Here is a 17024-nt window from a genome sequence, read left to right as displayed (position 1 = left end):
GCTCCCACCCTGGGGCCCTGGCTCACCTGCCCCTGGCTCACCTGCCCCTGACTCACCAACCCCGGAGGCTCCTGCCCTGGGCGTTCCGGTACCGGGCCCTCTGCCCCGGGCGCTCCCGTAGCCGGCCTTCTGTCCCGGGCGCTCATGCCCAAGACCTTCAGTGTCGAGCCTCCACGCCCCGGGCCTCCCGCCCCGGGCTCCCTCGCCGACCGACCGTCCGGGACACCCCGGCGGGCGCGGATCCGGACACACCGCGGGGCCCGCTCGGTGAGCGGGCCCCGCGAGGTGGTGGCGGACCGCCGGGGCCGGGCCGCCGCCCGTGGGGCGGGCGGCCCCGGCGGCGGCTCGGTCGCACGGTCGCGCGGGCTCAGGCGACCGCCTGCGTCTCGCGTGTGAAGACCTCGACGAAGGTCTCGCAGAACGCCTTCAGATCGTCCGGCTTGCGGCTGGTCACCAGCTTGGAGGGGGCGTGGTCGCACACCTTCACCTGCTCGTCCACCCAGGTGGCGCCCGCGTTACGCAGGTCCGTCCGCAGACTCGGCCAGCTGGTGAGCACCCTGCCGCGCACCACGTCCGCCTCGATCAGGGTCCAGGGCGCGTGACAGATCGCCGCGACCGGTCGGCCCTGGTCGAAGAAGTCGCGGACGAAGGCAACGGCCTTGTCGTCCATGCGCAGGAAGTCGGGGTTGGCCACCCCGCCCGGCAGCACCAGGCCGTCGAAGGAGTCCGCCGACGTCTCGCCGACCACCTCCTGCACGGGGAACGTGTCCGCCTTGTCGAGGTGGTCGAACGCCTGGATGCGGCCGGACTGCGTCGACACCAGCACGGGTTCGTGCCCGGCGTCCACCACCGCCTGCCACGGCTCGGTCAGCTCGACCTGCTCCACGCCCTCGGGTGCGGTCAGAAATGCGATACGCATCGTGTTTCCTACGTCCTTCCTCAATCGTTCCTTCGTTCACTTGCCTGCGGCCCTGCGGCCCTGCGGCCCCGTAGCTCCGCGGACACGCTCGCGGGGTCACGTCCGCTCGTCGGGTTCGGCGCGGCCGATGTCGGCGAGCGCGGACTCCGGGTCGCGGGCCTCGGCGAGGTCGCCGAGGCTCACCACGCCCACCGGAAGCCCGTTCTCCACGACCGGGATCCGCCGCACGGCCTGGTCGCGCATCAGCCGGGCGGCCGTGGACACCGGGTCGTCGGGGGCCAGGACCAGCGGGTCCGGCGTGCACACCGACACGGCACTCACACCCTGCGGATCGCGCCCGTCGGCGACCGCCCGGACCGTGATGTCCCGGTCGGTGAGCACGCCGACGACCCGCTCGCCGTCGGCCACCACCACGTCGCCGATGTCCTGCGCGCGCATGAGCTGCGCGGCCTCCGCGATCGAGGCGTCCGGGCGCACGGCGACGACGCCCGGAGTCATCACGTCCTTGACGTACTGCGTCATGGCGGGGTTTCTCCTCCGCATCCCCGGCGGTCCGGGACACCACGGGCCGGTCCGGCCGGCGCCGCGATGCCCCGGGGCACCGGTCGCTAGGCGTTCTCCGTCTCCCGTGACCGGGTCAGCGCCTCGGCCAGCTCCTGGACGTTGGCGTACCGGGCCTGCCGGGGCAGGCGTTCCAGGGCCTCGACCAGCGCGTCGGGGGCGTGCCGCCGGGTCAGGACGCGCATCAGCTCCCGCGGCCCCGCGGGGAACGACCCGCGCCCCAGGATCCTGGCCAGCTCCAGCCGCACCGACTCCATCGACGTGGGCGCCCGGCTCGGTGTCACCGGGCCGTGCGCGACCTCCGGGTCGTCCTCGGCGGACGGCTCCGGGTCGTGCCACTCCTCGGCCCGGGTCGGGTGACCCGAGCGGAGCAGCCCCTGCAGTTCGTGCTTCATCTCGTCGTCGCGGTGGACGCTGAGCCGGTCACTGCCTCGCTGCATGTCTCCCTCCAGCTCCTTCGGGGGTCCGCACCGCGTACCCGCCGGGCGGAGGCCGACACCGCGTTCCGGCCGGCGGATCGGTACATCCCCGGCGTCCACGGCGAAGGTGCGGCGAACGGACGACCACGGCGAAGCTGCGGCGAACGGACGACCACGGCGAAGGTGCGGCGAACGGACGACCACGGCGAAGCTGCGGCGAACGGAAAGGTCGGGACGACCCCGGTTTGCGCCCGGCGGTGGCGGTCACCCGCTACCACGGCCCCCCACGAGCCTTCCGAAAGGACTCGCCATGGCGGTGCTCGCCGTTCTCATACCGGTACTCATGCTCGGCATGCTCCTGATGATGGGACGTTACGAGGATCTCGTGCTGCCGCGCGAGGCCGATCCCGACGCCGTGCCGGATCCGGAGGCGGTGACCCCCGCGGCTGTGAAGCCCTGATCTGCGCACCTGTCGCGGCCGGGCCCGTGCCCCGTGATCCCGTCCGAGGGTTTCGGCGCCGCCGGGGTTTGCGGGGGATACGGGCGGGCAGGCGCACTCACAGTGCTTCGGACAGGAGGCACGTCCGTGATGCGGCTCCGCCGCCCGGCGCGCCTGTTCCGAAGAGGGCGTGCTCCACGGTGACCGTCCGTCCCCGAGCACTCCTAGGGAGTTGCGACGCACCATGCCGACCCGTTCGAACACCAGGGCACACCCCCACGACGACGCTCCCGACACCGCCGAGGCCTTCCGGCGACTGGCCGGCCTCCCTCCCAGCCCCGAACGTGACGCGCTCCGCGACGAGATCGTCGAGGCGTGGCTCCCGATGGCCGACCGCCTCGCCGGGCGCTTCCGCAGCCGCGGCGAGAGCTACGACGACCTGCGCCAGGTCGCCGCGCTGGGCCTGGTCAAGGCCGTCGACCGCTACGACCCGGACCTGGGCAACGCCTTCGAGAGCTACGCCGTCCCCACCATCACCGGCGAGATCAAACGGCACTTCCGCGACCACATGTGGACCCTGCACGTCCCCCGCCGCGTGCAGGACCTGCGCAACCGCGTCCGCCACGCCACGCAGGACCTCTCCGCGACGATCCCGGGCCGTCGGCCCACCGTGGCCGAGATCGCCGAGCAGGCGCACCTCAGCGAGGAGGACGTGCGCGCCGGCCAGGAAGCCCTGGAGAGCTTCACCGCGCTGTCCCTGGACGCGGAACTTCCCGGCAGCGACGACGGCTACTCCCTCGGTGACGCCCTCGGCGGCCCCGACCCGGCGCTGGACGTCGTGGTCGACCGCGAGGCCGTCAAGGACCGGCTGGCCGCCCTCCCCGAGCGCGAGCGCGCCATCCTGTACATGCGGTTCTTCGACGACATGACCCAGAGCCGCATCGCCGAGCAGCTGGGAATCTCCCAGATGCACGTCTCCCGCCTGATCAGCCGCTGCTGCGGCCGGGTCCGCGACGAGGTGCTGAGCGAGGGGAGCAAGGGCTGAGACCGATGGGGGCCGCGGCCCCCGGCGAGTGACCGTCGCCGCGGGTGGCCCTCGGCGGGTGCTCGCTGCCCGGCCGGCCTCGGTAGGTGACCCTGTCCCTCGAGCGCCGGTTGCCGTGACACGTGCACGGCAACCGGCGCTCGCGCACGTCCGGCCCCGGCGCGCCGAGGGCCGTTCCTGGACCGGGACCGACCGGTGATCCACCGCTCCGATCCGTCGCTCGGCCCCGGCGCGCACGCCGCCACGCGGGCCGGGGGTGCGGCGATCACCCGGTCGGACGAGGTCCGTCGCGCGAATGGGCCCGGCCGCGCGCGGAGCGCCGGGTGCGGGGCTGTGATGGACCGTGGGGCGCGAACCCCGCGCCCCGCGCCCATGCGGGACCCCCCACGCGCCCGCGGCCCTCGCGGACCGCACCGGCGTCGCGCCGCCCCACCGGGCGGGCGGGCGATTCCGTGGGCCCCGGGCGCGGTCGCCGCGCCCCAGCCACCGCTCGAAGGAGCCCTCATGCGCCGCACCGCCAGCGCCCTGACCGCCGCCGCCCTGGCCGGCACCGCCCTGGGCGTGCTCGGCGGCCTCGCGCCCGCAGCCTCCGCCGCCGAACCGCACGCCGAGATCAGCCCCGGCAGTGCCAGGCCGGGCGGTTCCGTCACCGTCACGGTCACCTGCGCACCGACCGGCGGACCCGCCCCGCAGACCCTCCAGGCGGCCTCGGAGGCGTTCACGGGCGGCGCGGTGACCCTGTCCCTGCTCCCCGGCGAGGAGAGCGCCGGCCCCACCTACGAGGGCACGGCCACCCTCCCGGACGCCACCCACTTCGCGCGGGCCGGCGCCGCCGGCCCGGGCACCGGCACGGCGGGTGAGGTCCCCGAACCCCCGGGCGGCGAGATCCCGCCGCCGGACAGCGTGCCGGAGATCCCCGACCCCGAGCCCGGGGCGGAGGACGAACCGCTCGGCGCCTTCCCCGGGATCCCCGACGCGCCCCTCGACGAGTCCGACGTCTCCGACGACATCTCCGACGACTTCTCCGAGGACTTCTCCGAGGACCTCTCGGTGGAGCTGGACGAGGAGGTGTCCGAGGCACCCGAGGCCCTGTCGGCGCCCGGCGGCGGCATCCGGTGGACGGTCCACGGCACCTGCCCGGCGGCACCCGGCGGGAAGGGCACCCCCTGGAGCGTGACCTTCACCGTCACCGTGCACTCCGGCGGAACCCCCACTCCCACCCACACCCCGACCCGCACACCCGCTCCCCAGCCGACCCCCTGCCCCGGCCACCGCGGCGGCCACTGCCCGGCGACCACGCCTCCGGGCGGCGTGCACGCGGGGGACGGCGGCGCCTTCACCGACTCCGTGCCCGCCCTGGCGGCCGGCGGGCTGCTGATCGCCGGGGCCTTCGGTGCCGCCGCGCACCGGGTGTACCGGGACCGGACCGCCCGCCAGGAGGACTGACCCCAGCCCGGCGCCCGTCGGCGACCCTCCCGGCGCGTACACCGCCGTACGACGCCCGCCCGTCGCCCGCGCACCGTCGGCCCGCGCCGGCACCCACGGCCCGGCCGCCTCCGGCGTAACCGACGGACCGGAGGGTACGAGAGCACCGGATCGCGGGGCCGGACCGCCCCGGCCGGGCGGCACGGACACCCCACAGCAGGCACGTACAGCAGCAGCACACCCGTACCAGGGCGGACACCAGGGACTGCGCGGAGGCGAGGCAGGCATGCGACGGACGGACCCGCAGGGACACGGCCCCGTCCGCTTCGGGCCGACCGTCCCCGAGGACGGACTGCCCGTCCTGCCCGAACTGGCCGCCGTGATCGCCGCCGCCGCGAGCCGTGCGGAGGCCGAGCCCGTCGGCGGGGGAGCGGCACTGCTGGACGCCGCGTGCGGCCACGCGGGGCGCCGCGGGCTGCCGGCCACCGCCGACCGGGTCGCCGTCGCCCCCGGCGCCCCCGCGCTGCTGGTGGCGCTGACCGCCGCCGTCGGCGGCGACGTCCTGGTGCCGAAGCCCTGTGCAGCCTGGTGGGTCCCGTACGCCCACCTGCTGGGCCGCCCCGCCTACCACGTCCCGACCCCGGCCGAGAGCGGCGGCGTGCCCGACCCGTACGCCCTGCTGGAGACGGTGCGCAGGGTGCGGGAGGAGGGCGGGGACCCGCGGCTCCTGGTGCTGTCCGTGGCCGACGACCCCACGGCCACCGTCGCCCCGCCGGAACTGCTGCACGCCACCCTGGAGGCGGCCGTCGGCGAGGGACTCCACCTGGTCAGCGACGAGACCTGGCGGGACACCCTGCACGCGCCGCGGGACACCGTGCTGCTCAGCCCCGCCGAGATGCTGTCGGACCGGGTCACCGTGGTCTCCGACCTGGCGGGGACGCTGCTCCCGCCGGGATGGCCCGCGGCGGTGGCCCGGTTCCCGGTGGGCGGGGCGGGCGCCGCCCTGCGCGCGCGGGTGCTCGACGTGCTCACCGCCCTCGACGCGTCCGTGGCCGCCCCCGTCGCCGTGGCCGCCGGGTACGCGCTGTCCGAGCCGGAACCCGTCACCGCGCGCGCCGCCGCCACGACCCGGCTGCACGCACGGGTGGCCGCCGCCGCCCACGCGGCGCTCGTCGGCGCGGGCGCCCTGGTCCTGCCTCCGCAGGTCGGCCGGCACCTCTACGCCGACCTGACCTCGCTGGGGCCGGGGCTCGCCGCCCACGGCGTCGGCGACGCCCAGGAACTCGAGGACTTCCTCTCCACCCGGCTCGGCATGCCCGCCCCGGGCGGACACCGTTTCGGGGACGACCTGGAAGCACCGCGCGTGCGCCTGTCCACGGCTCCGCTGCTGGGTGACACCCCCGGGGAGCGGGCGGAATGCCTCGACGCGCCCGACCCACTGGACCTGCCCCAGGTGCGGCGCGCGCTGCACCGCCTCACCTCCGTCCTCGACGACCTCCGTGACGACGCCCGGCGATGGGAGAACCCTCGATGACGCGACAGTCCGAGTCGACCACGAGCCGCACGGCGGCCGGCCTGACCACGGGCGGCCGAGCCCCCGCAGACCCCGCTCCCACCGGCCGGCCCACGACCGGTGGCAGCGGGACCGGCGGAGCGACGACCGGTCATGCGACGACCGGTCATGCGACGACGGGTTATGCGACGACCGGTGAAGCAGCGACCGGCGGGACGACGGCCGCCGGGGCGACGGTCGGCCTGGCGCCCGGCGGCCGGGCGCGTACCGCCCCGCCGTCCACCGGCCGAGCGGGCACCAGCCGCACGGAGTCAGCGACGGAGGCGGGGGAAGAGGCGAGGGCCTGCCCGCGGGCACCCGAGGCCGTGGACGGCGGCGGCACCCCCGACGTCACGGCACCGTTCCTGCGCGCACCCGAGGCCGTGGACGGCGGCGGCACCCCCGAGGTCACCCCACCGTCCCTGCGGGCGCCCGACGGCCCCTGCCCGCCGCCGGCAGAGCCCCGGCCCCTCGCCGAGCGGCGGATGTGGCCGCGTTCCTTCCACGACCGGCTCACCGCGCCCCTGCCCGGCCTCAAGGCGTTCGCCCGCTTCGCCCGCGAGGGCGCCGTGCGCCCGGGGCGCGAGGGACTCGCCGACATCCCCCGGCTGCCGTACGAGCCCGGCCCACTGCCCCGGGTCGACGCCCGCACGGTCGCCGTCACCTGGGCGGGACACGCCAGCTGGGTGATACGCATCGGCGGGCTCACCGTCCTCACCGACCCGGTCTGGTCCCGCCGGATCCTCGGCACCCCGGCCCGCGTCACTCCCGTCGGTGTCCCCTGGGAGGCCCTGCCCCGCGTCGACGCCGTGGTGATCAGCCACAACCACTACGACCACCTGGACGCCCCCACCCTGCGCCGCCTGCCGCGCGACACCCCCGTGTTCGTCCCCGCCGGACTCGGCCGCTGGTTCCACCGCCGCCGCTTCACCCGCGTCACCGAACTGGACTGGTGGGAGGGCGCCGAACTGCGGCCCCGTGACGCCGGGGGCACCGGCGCGGACGGTGCCGCCCGGCCCGGTGGCCCGGTCCGCTTCGACTTCGTCCCGGCGCACCACTGGTCCAAGCGGACCCTCACCGACACCTGCCGCTCGCTGTGGGGCGGCTGGGTGCTCACCGCCCCCGACGGGCAGCGCGTCCACTTCGCCGGGGACACCGGCTACGGCCACTGGTTCTCCCGCATCGGCCGCCGCTACCCCGGCATCGACCTGGCCCTGCTGCCGATCGGCGCGTACGAGCCCCGCTGGTGGCTGCGGGACGTCCACTGCGACCCCGAGGAGGCGGTGCGGGCCGCCCAGGACCTGGGGGCGCGCCGCATGGCGCCGATGCACTGGGGCACCTTCGTGCTGTCCGCCGAGCCGGTCCTGGAACCCCTCACCCGGGTCAGGGCCGCCTGGGCCCGCGCCGGACTGCCCCGCGCCGACCTGTGGGACCTCCCGGTGGGAGCCTCCCGCGTCCTCACCTGAACCCGCCGCCCCGAGGGACTCCCGGACCTCCGGGCGGGCCCCCGGCCACCCCGGACGGGCCCCCGCGGGCGGGCTCACCCGGCCGTGTCCCCCCGCAGCCGCCGCCACAGCCCCGGGGCCACGCTGATCAGCAGCGTCAGCACCACCGCCGCCAGCACGCCCTCCCACGGCTCGGCGAACAGCGAACCCCCGAGGACGCCGATCAGCTGGTACGTCACCGCCCACGCCAGGCAGGCCGGGAGGTTGCCGCGGGCGAAGCGGCGCATCGGCCACCGGGCCAGCAGGCACGCCAGCATCACCGGGAGCCTCCCGGCCGGCATCAGCCGGGACAGCACCAGGACGGCCACCCCGTGCTCGCCCAGCTTCTCCTGGGCCTGCTCCAGGCGGTCCTCCGGCGCCCGGGCCCGGATTGCCTCCAGCCAGCGCGAGCCGCCCCGCGACCTCATCCCCCGGCGGCCCAGCCCGTACAGAGCCATGTCGCCCAGGAACGCCGCCAGCGCCGCCGTCACGAACACCAGGGCCATCGAGAACGGCGCCGTCTGGTGGAAGGCGACCACGGCCGCCGAACTCACCAGCGCGCCCGTCGGCACCACCGGGACCAGCGCGCCGATCAGCACCAGCAGGAACAGCGACGGATAGCCGATGGCCTGCTGGGTGGTCTCCGGCGCCACGGCCGGGACGACGGCCAGGATCACCGGGCGTCCTCCAGCCGCACGCTCTCCCCGTGTCCGAGCCGGTGCACCGCCACCTGCGGCGCCCGGGCCGCGGCCAGCCGTACGAACTCGTCACCCGGGGCGTGGAACTCGTGCGGGCGCACCGCGTCCATCCCGATCGGCCAGTACGTCCCGTAGTGCACCGGGACCGCGGCCGCCGCCTCCAGCAGGGTCAGCGCCTCGGCCGCCCGCCCGGCGTCCAGGTGCCCCTCCCCGAGGTACGGTCCCCAGCCGCCGACCGGCAGCAGCGCCACGTCCACCGGCCCGACCTCCTCGGCCATGGTCTCGAACAGACCGGTGTCCCCGGCGAAGTAGGTGCGCGCCTCGCCCTCCACGACGTAGCCGAGCGCGGGGCACCGGCGCCGCCCCACCGGCAGCCGCCGTCCGTCGTGGTGCGCGGGCACGGCCCGCACCGCCAGGCCCCCGACCTCCAGCACGTCCCCGGGCGCCACCTCGCGCACCCGGAGGTGCGTGAGCCGGCGCAGCCCCGGCACCGCACGGAGCGCGCCGTGGGGCACGAGCAGGAGCGTGCCCTCCTCGAGCAGCGCCAGCGACGGCACGTGCAGGTGGTCGGCGTGCAGATGGGACACCAGGGCCACGTCGGCCCGCCGCGCCCCGGGCGGCGGCAGCGCGCCGCGGCGGCGCCGCAGATGGGCCAGGCGCCGGGCGAACAGCGGATCGGTCAGCACGCGCGTGTCCGAATCCTCGACCGTGCAAGTGGCGTGACCCCACCAGGTGACCTCCACCGGCACTTCCCCGCCTCCTTCGCGCGACTCCCCGAAGCGTACGTGCAGGAGTAGGGTCGGCGACGAGCCGGAGGTCGAGGGGGTGGCATGGGAGCGGTCCGGGTGACGGCGATCGCGAGTCTGACGCCGCTGGAGGAGCTGGACGACGACCCCTTCCTGGTGGACTCCCGCAGCCAGCACGCCATGTGCGCGCACTGGGCCGCCGAGCGCGGCTACGTGGTCGCCCGGGAGATGCTGGTGAGCGGGCTGCGCCCGGACCACGGCGCGCTCTGGGAGGGCGTGCGCCCCGGCACCGACCTGTTCGTCGCGCCCAGTCGCCGGGTGCTCGCGAGCGCCCTGACCTCCGTGGAGGAGTTCACCGCCGAGTGCGCGCGGCGCGGCGTGCGCGTGGAGACCGTCGGCCGGCCCGAACCGTCCTACGACGCGGAGTTGAAGGCCCGCGTCCACCGCAGGCTCTCCATGCCGACCGCGGGCTACGACGGCTGCTGACCGGTTGCGACGGTTGCCGACCGCGGGCTACGACGGCTGCTGACCGCGGGGCATGACGGCTGCTGACGCCGGCGCCCTCCCGCCCCCTGTCCGCGGCCGCTGCACCTCCTCGCGCCCCCTCGGCCTCCCGCCCGCGTCCTCCGTGCCTCTGGACCCCTGCACCTCCGGACCTCTGGACCCTTGCACCTCTGCCCCTCTGGTTTTCTCTGCCTCTTCGCGTCGCCCCCGCTGCCCCACGTCCGCGCCTCCGTTCTCCGGGCTTCTGAGCGCCCCCTCGCGGCCCTCCGCGCCCCTGCACGCCCCTGGCGCCCCCTCCGTACCCCTCCGCCCCCCTCCCGCCGGGGACATAACGGCCCTTCCGGCCGTTGTGGCAGGGTGGGTACCGGTTTCGAGGGCCGGTCGGTGGCGACGGGCGGGGACGCGAGGTGTGGCGGGGCGTGGGCGACGTGCGGTGGCGACGGGTCGCCAGTCAGATCGGGCGGAGCGTCGCCGTGTGGGCGGTCTCCACCCTCACCATGCTGCTGCTCGCCGGCCTGCTGCCGGACTTCCGGCTGCGCTCCGCGGACGGCGGCAGCGCCACCGACATCGCGGTGACCGCCGCGCTGGGCGCCGGTGCCTTCGGTCTGCTGTCCGCCCTGGTGTGGCCCCGGCTGGTGCGGCTGCTGCTGCTCGTGCCCGCGCTGGTGCTCGGCCTGCTGGTGTTCTTCCTCAACGGCGGGCTGCTGTGGCTGGCGCTGTGGCTCAACCCGGTCGAGCGCGGTTCCGCCGCCCCGGAGACCGCGGTCGTGGTCGCCGCGGTGATGTCCGCCGTCGCCTCCGCCACCGGCGCCGCCCTCGCCGTGCGCGACGACGACGCCTACCGCCGCCGCCTCTACCGGCTCGCCGACCGGCGCCGCCGCGCCACCGGCCCGGCCCCCGCCACCCCCGGCACCGTCTTCCTGCAACTGGACGGCGTCGGTCACGACGTGCTGGTGGATGCCGTCCGGCGGGGCCTGATGCCGACCGTCGCCCGCTGGCTCGGCACCGTCCCCGACCCGACCGACGGGGCGGCCCCCGGCACGGCAGGCGGCACGGCCGGTGGTGCGGCTTCCGGTACGGCCGGTGGTGCGGACCCCGGCACGGCAGGCGGGGCGGCTCCGGTCCCCGCCCCCGGCGCCCGCCCCACCCACCGGCTCATACCGTGGCGGACCGACTGGTCCAGCCAGACCGGCGCCACCCAGCTCGCCGTCCTGCACGGCAGCAACCACGACGTCCCCGCCTTCCGCTGGTACGAGAAGGAACGCCGGGAGGTCATGGTCTGCAACCGCCCCACCAGCGCCGCCGAACTCGAACGCCGCGCCGCCGCCCACGCCGGGCATCCCGGCCTGCTCGCCGACGACGGCGCCAGCCGCGGCAACCTCTTCGGCGGCGGCGCCGACCAGCAGGCCCTGGTGCTGTCCATCGCCACCCGCCGCCGAGCCCCGGGCACCCGCTCCCGGGCGGGCTACTTCGCCTACTTCTCCGACCCGGCCAACGCCGTGCGCACCGCCCTGTCCTTCGTCGCCGAGGTCGGGCGCGAGATCGTCCAGTCCACCCGGGCCCGCTGCTCCGGGCAGCGCCCGCGCGTCTCCCGCGGCGGCCTCTACCCGCTGGTGCGGGCCTTCGCGACCGTCGTCCAGCGGGACGTGGTGGTCGCCGCGGTGACCGGGGACCTGCTCGCCGGCCGCACGTCCGTCTACGCCGACCTGGTGGCCTACGACGAGGTCGCCCACCACTCCGGCCCGAGAGGCCGGGACACCGCCAAGGTGCTGGAGCGCCTGGACCGCGCCCTCGCCCTGATCGAGAACGTGGCGGAGCACGCCCCCCGCCCCTACCGCATCGTCGTCCTGTCCGACCACGGGCAGAGCCCGGGCGAGACCTTCCGCTCCCGGTACGGCCTCACCCTCGGCGACCTGGTGCGGGCGGGCTGCGGCCTGCCGGTGCCGCGCCGGGCCCGTCGCACCCACAGCGGCGCCGAGGCCCGCGCGGCCGTCCGCGCCGCGCTGCGCCGGCCCGTCGAGGAGGGCGTCGAGCAGTACCGGCCCACCCGCCGCGACGAGCCGATCGTGCTGGCCTCCGGCAACCTCGGCCTGGTGTCCTTCCCGGACGTGCCGCGCCGGATGAGCAAGGAGGAGATCGACGCCCGCTACCCCGCCCTGCTGCCGACCCTCGCCAACCACCCCGGCATCGGCTTCCTCCTGGTGCGCAGCGAACGCCACGGAGGCGTCGTCCTCGGCGCGCACGGCGCCGAGGTGCCCCTCGACCGGCTCGACGACGACCCGGGCCCGCTGGCCGCCTTCGGTCCCGGTGCCGCCGACGTCGTGCGCCGGACCCACTCCTTCCCGCACACCGCCGACATCATGGTCAACTCCTTCCACGACCCCGCCACCGGCGAGGTCCACGCCTTCGAGGAGCAGATCGGCTCGCACGGCGGCCTCGGCGGTGCCCAGTCCCGGCCCTTCCTGCTGTCGCCGCTGACGCTGACCCCGCCGGTGCCGGAGGGCGCCGAACTGCGCGGCGCGGAGGAGGTCCACCGGGTGCTGCGCCGCTGGCTGGCGGAGGCCGGCGGCACCGCGTCCCCGGCGGCCCCGGGCCGGGAACACGCGGCCTGACACACCGTGCCGTCCGGGCCGGCCCCCGCCCGGGACCGGCCCGACGGGTCCGACAGCAGGTCTCCCCCGGAGGTGGGCCGGCCGCCGGAAACCATCAGGGGGCCCGTCCTCCGGGTGAGTTGGGCCGTGATGTGATCGGATGGGGGAGGGCACCCGGCAACCGGGGGCCCGGACAGAGCACCACCGGACACACGGCAGGACATTCCGAAAGGATGGCGTCATGGCAGCCACGCGCTCCGCACACACCGTTTGGGAAGGCAACCTCTTCCAGGGCAGCGGTGTCGTCAGCTTCGACTCCTCCGGCAGCATCGCCGACCAGCCCGTGACCTGGGCGTCGCGCGCCGAGGAGGCGAACGGGAAGACCAGCCCCGAGGAGCTCATCGCGGCCGCGCACGCCAGCTGCTTCTCGATGGCCTTCTCCAACATCCTCGACAAGGCCGGCAACCCGCCCACCCGCCTGACGACCTCCGCCGACGTCACCTTCGTGCCCGGCGAGGGCATCACCGCCATCCACCTCACCGTGGAGGGCACCGTCCCCGGTCTGGACGAGGCGGCCTTCCAGGCCTCCGCCGAGGACGCCAAGGTGAACTGCCCGGTCAGCCAGGCCCTGAAGGGCACCGAGATCAGCCTGACGGCGAAGCTGGCCTGACCGGACCGCCGTCGCACCGCACGCAGGCCGCCCCGCCCGGGGCGGCCTGCGGCACGTCACCCTCCGGAGCCGACCACCGCCATGCCGCCACGCCCCTGTGTCTCCGCCCACCGCGGCGGCGGCGAACGGGCCGCCCCCGCCACCTGGGCGGCCTACGAGGACGCCCTGACGTCCGGCGCCGAGTACGTCGAGATCGACGTCCGGCGCACCGCGGACGGTGTCCTCGTCGTCCACCACGACGCCCGCGCGGGCGGCACCGGACCCCCGGTGGCCGCCCTGACCCATGCCCGGCTCGACGCCCTCACCGGCCGGCCGGTGCCCGTCGTCGACGACGTCCTGGCCCTGATCGCCGGCCGGCTCGTGGCCCACCTCGACCTCAAGGAGACCGGCTACGAGCGGGACCTCATGGACCGGGCGGTCGCCCTGCTCGGCGCGGACGGCTGCGTCGCGACCTCGCTGGAGGACCGGTCCGTCGCCGCCGTCGCCGGCGCCTTCCCCGGGGTGCGCACCCTGCTCTCCCTCGGCCGGGACGGCCGTGAGGTGGGCCGGCGCCGCCTGGTGGCGACCCGGCTGAGCGAGCTGCTGCCCATGCGCCGGGTCCGTGCCTGCGGGGCCCACGGCGTCGCGGTGCACCAGCGTCTGGCCCGCGCCACGGTGCTGCGTGAGGCCGCCCGTCACGGCCTGTTCACCATGGTGTGGACGGTCAACGACGACGCGCCGATGCGTGCCTTCCTCGCCGATCCGCGCGTCGACGTCCTGGTCACCGACCGCCCCCGCAGGGCCGTGGAACTGCGCGACGCGGTTCCCGCGCGACGCCTCTGAACCGGACGCCCCGACGCTCCTGAACCGGACGCCCCATTGACAAGGCCCCCCTCAGGTTTTGGGCTGGAGGGGGAGGAACCCGGACGGCAGGCGCTCCGACGGAAGGAAACGGCGATGGGACGTGCGGTCGGGATCGATCTGGGGACCACGAACTCGGTGGTGGCCGTCCTGGAGGGCGGTGAGCCCACCGTCGTCGCCAACGCGGAGGGCGCGCGCACCACCCCGTCCGTCGTGGCGTTCGCCAAGAACGGCGAGGTACTGGTCGGTGAGGTCGCCAAGCGGCAGGCCGTCACCAACGTGGAGCGCACCGCCCGCTCGGTCAAGCGGCACATGGGGGACCCGGAGTGGCGGTTCCCGCAGGAGGGCTCGGTCGACGGGTCCCGCTACCGGGCCCAGGAGCTGTCCGCCCGGGTGCTGCAGAAGCTCAAGCGGGACGCCGAGTCCTACCTCGGCGAGGACGTCACCGACGCCGTGATCACCGTGCCGGCGTACTTCGACGACACGCAGCGCCAGGCCACCAAGGAGGCCGGGGAGGTCGCCGGGCTGAAGGTCCTCAGGATCATCAACGAGCCCACCGCGGCGGCCCTCGCCTACGGCCTCGACAAGGAGAACGAGACCGTCCTCGTCTTCGACCTCGGCGGCGGCACCTTCGACGTGTCGCTGCTGGAGATGGGCGACGGCGTCATCGAGGTCAAGGCCACCAACGGCGACACCACCCTCGGCGGCGACGACTGGGACCAGCGCCTCGTCGAACACCTCGCCAAGCGGTTCAAGGGCCAGTACGGCATCGACCTCCTGCAGGACAAGATGGCCGTGCAGCGGCTGCGGGAGGCCGCCGAGAAGGCCAAGATCGAACTGTCCTCGTCCACCGAGACGACGATCAACCTGCCCTACGTCACGGCCTCCGCCGAGGGCCCCCTGCACCTGGACGAGAAGCTCACCCGCGCCCAGTTCCAGGAGCTCACCGAGGACCTGCTGGAACGCTGCAAGCCCCCCTTCCACCAGGCCGTCAAGGACGCCGGCGTCAAGCTCGGCGCCATCGACCACGTCATCCTGGTGGGCGGGTCCACCCGGATGCCGGCGGTCACCGACCTGGTCCGCGAACTCACCGGCAAGGACCCGCACAAGGGCGTCAACCCCGACGAGGTGGTCGCGGTCGGCGCGGCCCTCCAGGCGGGCGTGCTGCGCGGCGACGTCAAGGACGTCCTGCTCCTCGACGTCACCCCGCTGTCCCTGGGCATCGAGACCAAGGGCGGCATCATGACCAAGCTGATCGAGCGCAACACCACGATCCCCACCCGGCGTTCGGAGATCTTCACCACGGCCGCCGACAACCAGCCCTCCGTCGGCATCCAGGTCTACCAGGGCGAACGCGAGATCGCCGCCTACAACAAGAAGCTCGGCGTCTTCGACCTCACCGGTCTGCCGCCCGCCCCGCGCGGTGTCCCGCAGATCGAGGTGGCGTTCGACATCGACGCCAACGGCATCATGCACGTCTCCGCCAAGGACCTCGCCACCGGCCGCGAGCAGAAGATGACCGTCACCGGCGGCTCCGCCCTGCCCAAGGACGACATCGACCGCATGATGCGCGAGGCCGAGCAGCACGCCGAGGAGGACCGGACCCGCCGCGAGGCCGCCGAGACCCGCAACCAGGCCGAGCAACTCGTCTACCAGACCGAGCGGTTCCTGAACGACAACACCGACCGGGTGCCCGCCGACACCAGGACCGAGGTGGAGAGCGCGATCGCCGACCTCAAGCGGCAGCTGGAGGAGAACGCCGACACCGCCGCCCTGCGCACCGGCGTGGAGAAGCTCGCCGCCGTCAGCCAGCGCATGGGCCAGGCGATGTACGCCGGCGCCGAGCAGTCCGGCGGCCCGGCGGGCGCGGGCGCCGCGCAGGAGGGCACCTCGGACACGGGCGCGGACACCGGCGCGCACGACGGTCCGGGGCCGTCCCGGGACGACGACGGGGTGGTGGACGCGGAGATCGTCGACGACGACACCGACGGCACCGGGGCCTCAGGCGACCGCCGGGGCGGCGCCGCCTGACACGGCACCCCACCCGCCGCGGACCGGACGCGCAGGAGAGACCGCGCACCGGGCGCGGCGGGACGGCGTGTCCGTGTCCACCGCGCCCCGGGGGGCAGTCGGGCTCGCCGACCCGTGACGCGGTGGCCGGCTCAGTGGCGCTCGCCGACCCGCGACGCGGTGGCCGGCTCAGGGGCGCCGGCGGGAAAGTGACGCGGTGGCCGGCTCAGTGGCGCTTGCGCCACACCCGCAGCAGTTCCCGGGTGCGTTCCGTCGTCGCGGCGCGCGCCGTCATGTGGTCCAGCACCTCCAGGTGCACCGCGACCTCGGTCCGCGAGTCCAGGTACAGCGCGCCCGTCAGGTACTCGGTGAACACCATGTCCGGCAACTCCGGCTCCGCGAACCGGAACAGGGAGAACGGCGCGTACGTCCCCGGGTGCGGCCCCCCGGCGAACTCCATGACCTGGAGGGTGATCCGGTCGCGCTCGGACAGCTCCAGCAGCCGGTCCAGCTGCTCACGCATCACCCGGCCGTCGACGGTCACCGGCCGCCGCAGCACCGTCTCGTCCATGGTCACCCACAGGTGGGGCGGATCCGGCCGGTCCAGCAGCCGCTGGCGCTCCAGACGCAGCGCGACGTGCCGCTCCACCGTCTCCGGCCCCTCCGTGCCGATGGTCCCCGCCTCCAGCACGGCGCGCGCGTAGTCCTCCGTCTGGAGCAGTCCCGGCACGAAGTGCGGCTCGTAGGAGCGGATCACCCGGGCCGCGCCCTCCAGACTCACGTACAGGCTGAACCAGTCCGGCAGCACGTCGTGGTACCGCTGCCACCAGCCGGGCCGGTTCGCCTCCTCCACCAGTTCGACGAAGGTGACCGCCTCCTGCTCGGGCACCCCGTAGGCGTCCAGCAGGATCTGGACGTAGGGCACCTTCAGCGCGACGTCCGCCGTCTCCATCCGCCGCACGGTCGCCGGTGCCACCCGCAGCACCCGGGCCGCCTCGTCGCGCCCCAGACCGGCCGCTTCCCTCAGTTCCTGGAGTCGCCTGCCCAGCACCACCTGGCCCACGGTGGGGGCGGCTCGCCGCTCACTCACGCCACGCCTCTCCCACGTGCCCACGCATGCG

General features: G+C 75.4%; 16 protein-coding genes. 10 read left to right on the top strand and 6 right to left on the bottom strand.

The genetic code is table 11. From position 1 onward, the window contains the following. Positions 1-367: 367 nt before the first annotated feature. The 3 genes from AB0F01_RS14965 to AB0F01_RS14955 form a co-directional block, all read right to left on the bottom strand. A complete protein-coding gene (locus tag AB0F01_RS14965) occupies positions 368-919 on the bottom strand; it encodes a type 1 glutamine amidotransferase domain-containing protein (protein WP_362094599.1) in 552 nt (183 codons plus the stop codon). A 96-nt stretch (positions 920-1015) separates the two neighbouring features. After that, on the bottom strand, positions 1016-1441 hold the full coding sequence (locus tag AB0F01_RS14960) for a CBS domain-containing protein (RefSeq protein ID WP_362094597.1): 426 nt from the start codon (positions 1439-1441) through the stop codon (positions 1016-1018). Positions 1442-1527: 86 nt separating this feature from the next. Further along, positions 1528-1920, bottom strand: coding sequence for a DUF2795 domain-containing protein (locus AB0F01_RS14955; protein WP_362094595.1), 393 nt, complete (start codon positions 1918-1920; stop codon positions 1528-1530). A gap of 289 nt (positions 1921-2209) precedes the next feature. On the opposite strand from AB0F01_RS14955, the gene AB0F01_RS14950 reads away from it, so the two are divergent. The 5 genes from AB0F01_RS14950 (at position 2210) to AB0F01_RS14930 (ending at position 7826) form a co-directional block, all read left to right on the top strand. Further along, positions 2210-2359, top strand: coding sequence for a hypothetical protein (locus AB0F01_RS14950; RefSeq protein ID WP_362094592.1), 150 nt, complete (start codon positions 2210-2212; stop codon positions 2357-2359). Positions 2360-2582: 223 nt separating this feature from the next. Next, positions 2583-3383, top strand: a complete 801-nt coding sequence (locus tag AB0F01_RS14945; protein WP_362094589.1) for an RNA polymerase sigma factor SigF — start codon at positions 2583-2585, stop codon at positions 3381-3383. Between the two features lie 504 nt (positions 3384-3887). After that, complete coding sequence (locus AB0F01_RS14940; RefSeq protein WP_362094587.1) at positions 3888-4829, top strand: hypothetical protein; 942 nt, start codon at positions 3888-3890, stop codon at positions 4827-4829. A gap of 265 nt (positions 4830-5094) precedes the next feature. Next, positions 5095-6342, top strand: a complete 1248-nt coding sequence (locus tag AB0F01_RS14935; RefSeq protein WP_362094584.1) for an aminotransferase class I/II-fold pyridoxal phosphate-dependent enzyme — start codon at positions 5095-5097, stop codon at positions 6340-6342. Between the two features lie 440 nt (positions 6343-6782). Next, positions 6783-7826, top strand: a complete 1044-nt coding sequence (locus AB0F01_RS14930) for an MBL fold metallo-hydrolase (RefSeq protein ID WP_362095237.1) — start codon at positions 6783-6785, stop codon at positions 7824-7826. 74 nt (positions 7827-7900) lie between these two features. On the opposite strand, the gene AB0F01_RS14925 is transcribed toward AB0F01_RS14930, so the two are convergent. After that, complete coding sequence (locus AB0F01_RS14925; RefSeq protein ID WP_362095236.1) at positions 7901-8518, bottom strand: VTT domain-containing protein; 618 nt, start codon at positions 8516-8518, stop codon at positions 7901-7903. Continuing rightward, positions 8518-9291, bottom strand: a complete 774-nt coding sequence (locus AB0F01_RS14920) for an MBL fold metallo-hydrolase (protein WP_362094581.1) — start codon at positions 9289-9291, stop codon at positions 8518-8520. Before AB0F01_RS14920 ends, AB0F01_RS14925 begins: the two co-directional genes overlap by 1 nt. Before the next feature lie 81 nt (positions 9292-9372). Here AB0F01_RS14920 and AB0F01_RS14915 point away from each other — a divergent pair, with 81 nt between their 5' ends. From AB0F01_RS14915 to dnaK, 5 genes are all read left to right on the top strand, one after another. After that, positions 9373-9774: a hypothetical protein gene (locus AB0F01_RS14915; RefSeq protein WP_362094578.1), complete on the top strand. Its 402-nt coding sequence runs from the start codon at positions 9373-9375 to the stop codon at positions 9772-9774. Between the two features lie 437 nt (positions 9775-10211). Continuing rightward, positions 10212-12404, top strand: a complete 2193-nt coding sequence (locus AB0F01_RS14910; RefSeq protein ID WP_362094575.1) for a phage holin family protein — start codon at positions 10212-10214, stop codon at positions 12402-12404. 220 nt (positions 12405-12624) lie between these two features. Further along, positions 12625-13053, top strand: a complete 429-nt coding sequence (locus AB0F01_RS14905) for an OsmC family protein (protein ID WP_362094572.1) — start codon at positions 12625-12627, stop codon at positions 13051-13053. Between the two features lie 81 nt (positions 13054-13134). Next, complete coding sequence (locus AB0F01_RS14900) at positions 13135-13875, top strand: glycerophosphodiester phosphodiesterase family protein (protein WP_362094569.1); 741 nt, start codon at positions 13135-13137, stop codon at positions 13873-13875. A 114-nt stretch (positions 13876-13989) separates the two neighbouring features. Beyond that, on the top strand, positions 13990-15924 hold the full coding sequence (gene dnaK / locus AB0F01_RS14895; RefSeq protein ID WP_362094566.1) for a molecular chaperone DnaK: 1935 nt from the start codon (positions 13990-13992) through the stop codon (positions 15922-15924). A 205-nt stretch (positions 15925-16129) separates the two neighbouring features. On the opposite strand, the gene AB0F01_RS14890 is transcribed toward dnaK, so the two are convergent. Continuing rightward, positions 16130-16993, bottom strand: coding sequence for a helix-turn-helix transcriptional regulator (locus AB0F01_RS14890; protein ID WP_362094563.1), 864 nt, complete (start codon positions 16991-16993; stop codon positions 16130-16132). Positions 16994-17024: the final 31 nt, after the last annotated feature.

Origin of the sequence: Streptomyces sp. NPDC029526 (assembly GCF_040637405.1) — a bacterium.
Taxonomy (GTDB): domain Bacteria; phylum Actinomycetota; class Actinomycetes; order Streptomycetales; family Streptomycetaceae; genus Streptomyces.
Note: the sequence above shows the minus strand (reverse complement) of the source record. Positions and strands in the feature narration are given on the sequence as shown.

Coding starts and splice junctions, on each gene's coding strand:
- AB0F01_RS14960 (WP_362094597.1), bottom strand. CDS start 1,441: ATGACGCAGTACGTCAAGGACGTGATGACTCCGGGCGTCGTCGCCGTG.
- AB0F01_RS14905 (WP_362094572.1), top strand. CDS start 12,625: ATGGCAGCCACGCGCTCCGCACACACCGTTTGGGAAGGCAACCTCTTC.
- AB0F01_RS14940 (WP_362094587.1), top strand. CDS start 3,888: ATGCGCCGCACCGCCAGCGCCCTGACCGCCGCCGCCCTGGCCGGCACC.
- AB0F01_RS14945 (WP_362094589.1), top strand. CDS start 2,583: ATGCCGACCCGTTCGAACACCAGGGCACACCCCCACGACGACGCTCCC.
- AB0F01_RS14955 (WP_362094595.1), bottom strand. CDS start 1,920: ATGCAGCGAGGCAGTGACCGGCTCAGCGTCCACCGCGACGACGAGATG.
- dnaK (WP_362094566.1), top strand. CDS start 13,990: ATGGGACGTGCGGTCGGGATCGATCTGGGGACCACGAACTCGGTGGTG.
- AB0F01_RS14965 (WP_362094599.1), bottom strand. CDS start 919: ATGCGTATCGCATTTCTGACCGCACCCGAGGGCGTGGAGCAGGTCGAG.
- AB0F01_RS14950 (WP_362094592.1), top strand. CDS start 2,210: ATGGCGGTGCTCGCCGTTCTCATACCGGTACTCATGCTCGGCATGCTC.
- AB0F01_RS14935 (WP_362094584.1), top strand. CDS start 5,095: ATGCGACGGACGGACCCGCAGGGACACGGCCCCGTCCGCTTCGGGCCG.
- AB0F01_RS14900 (WP_362094569.1), top strand. CDS start 13,135: ATGCCGCCACGCCCCTGTGTCTCCGCCCACCGCGGCGGCGGCGAACGG.
- AB0F01_RS14915 (WP_362094578.1), top strand. CDS start 9,373: ATGGGAGCGGTCCGGGTGACGGCGATCGCGAGTCTGACGCCGCTGGAG.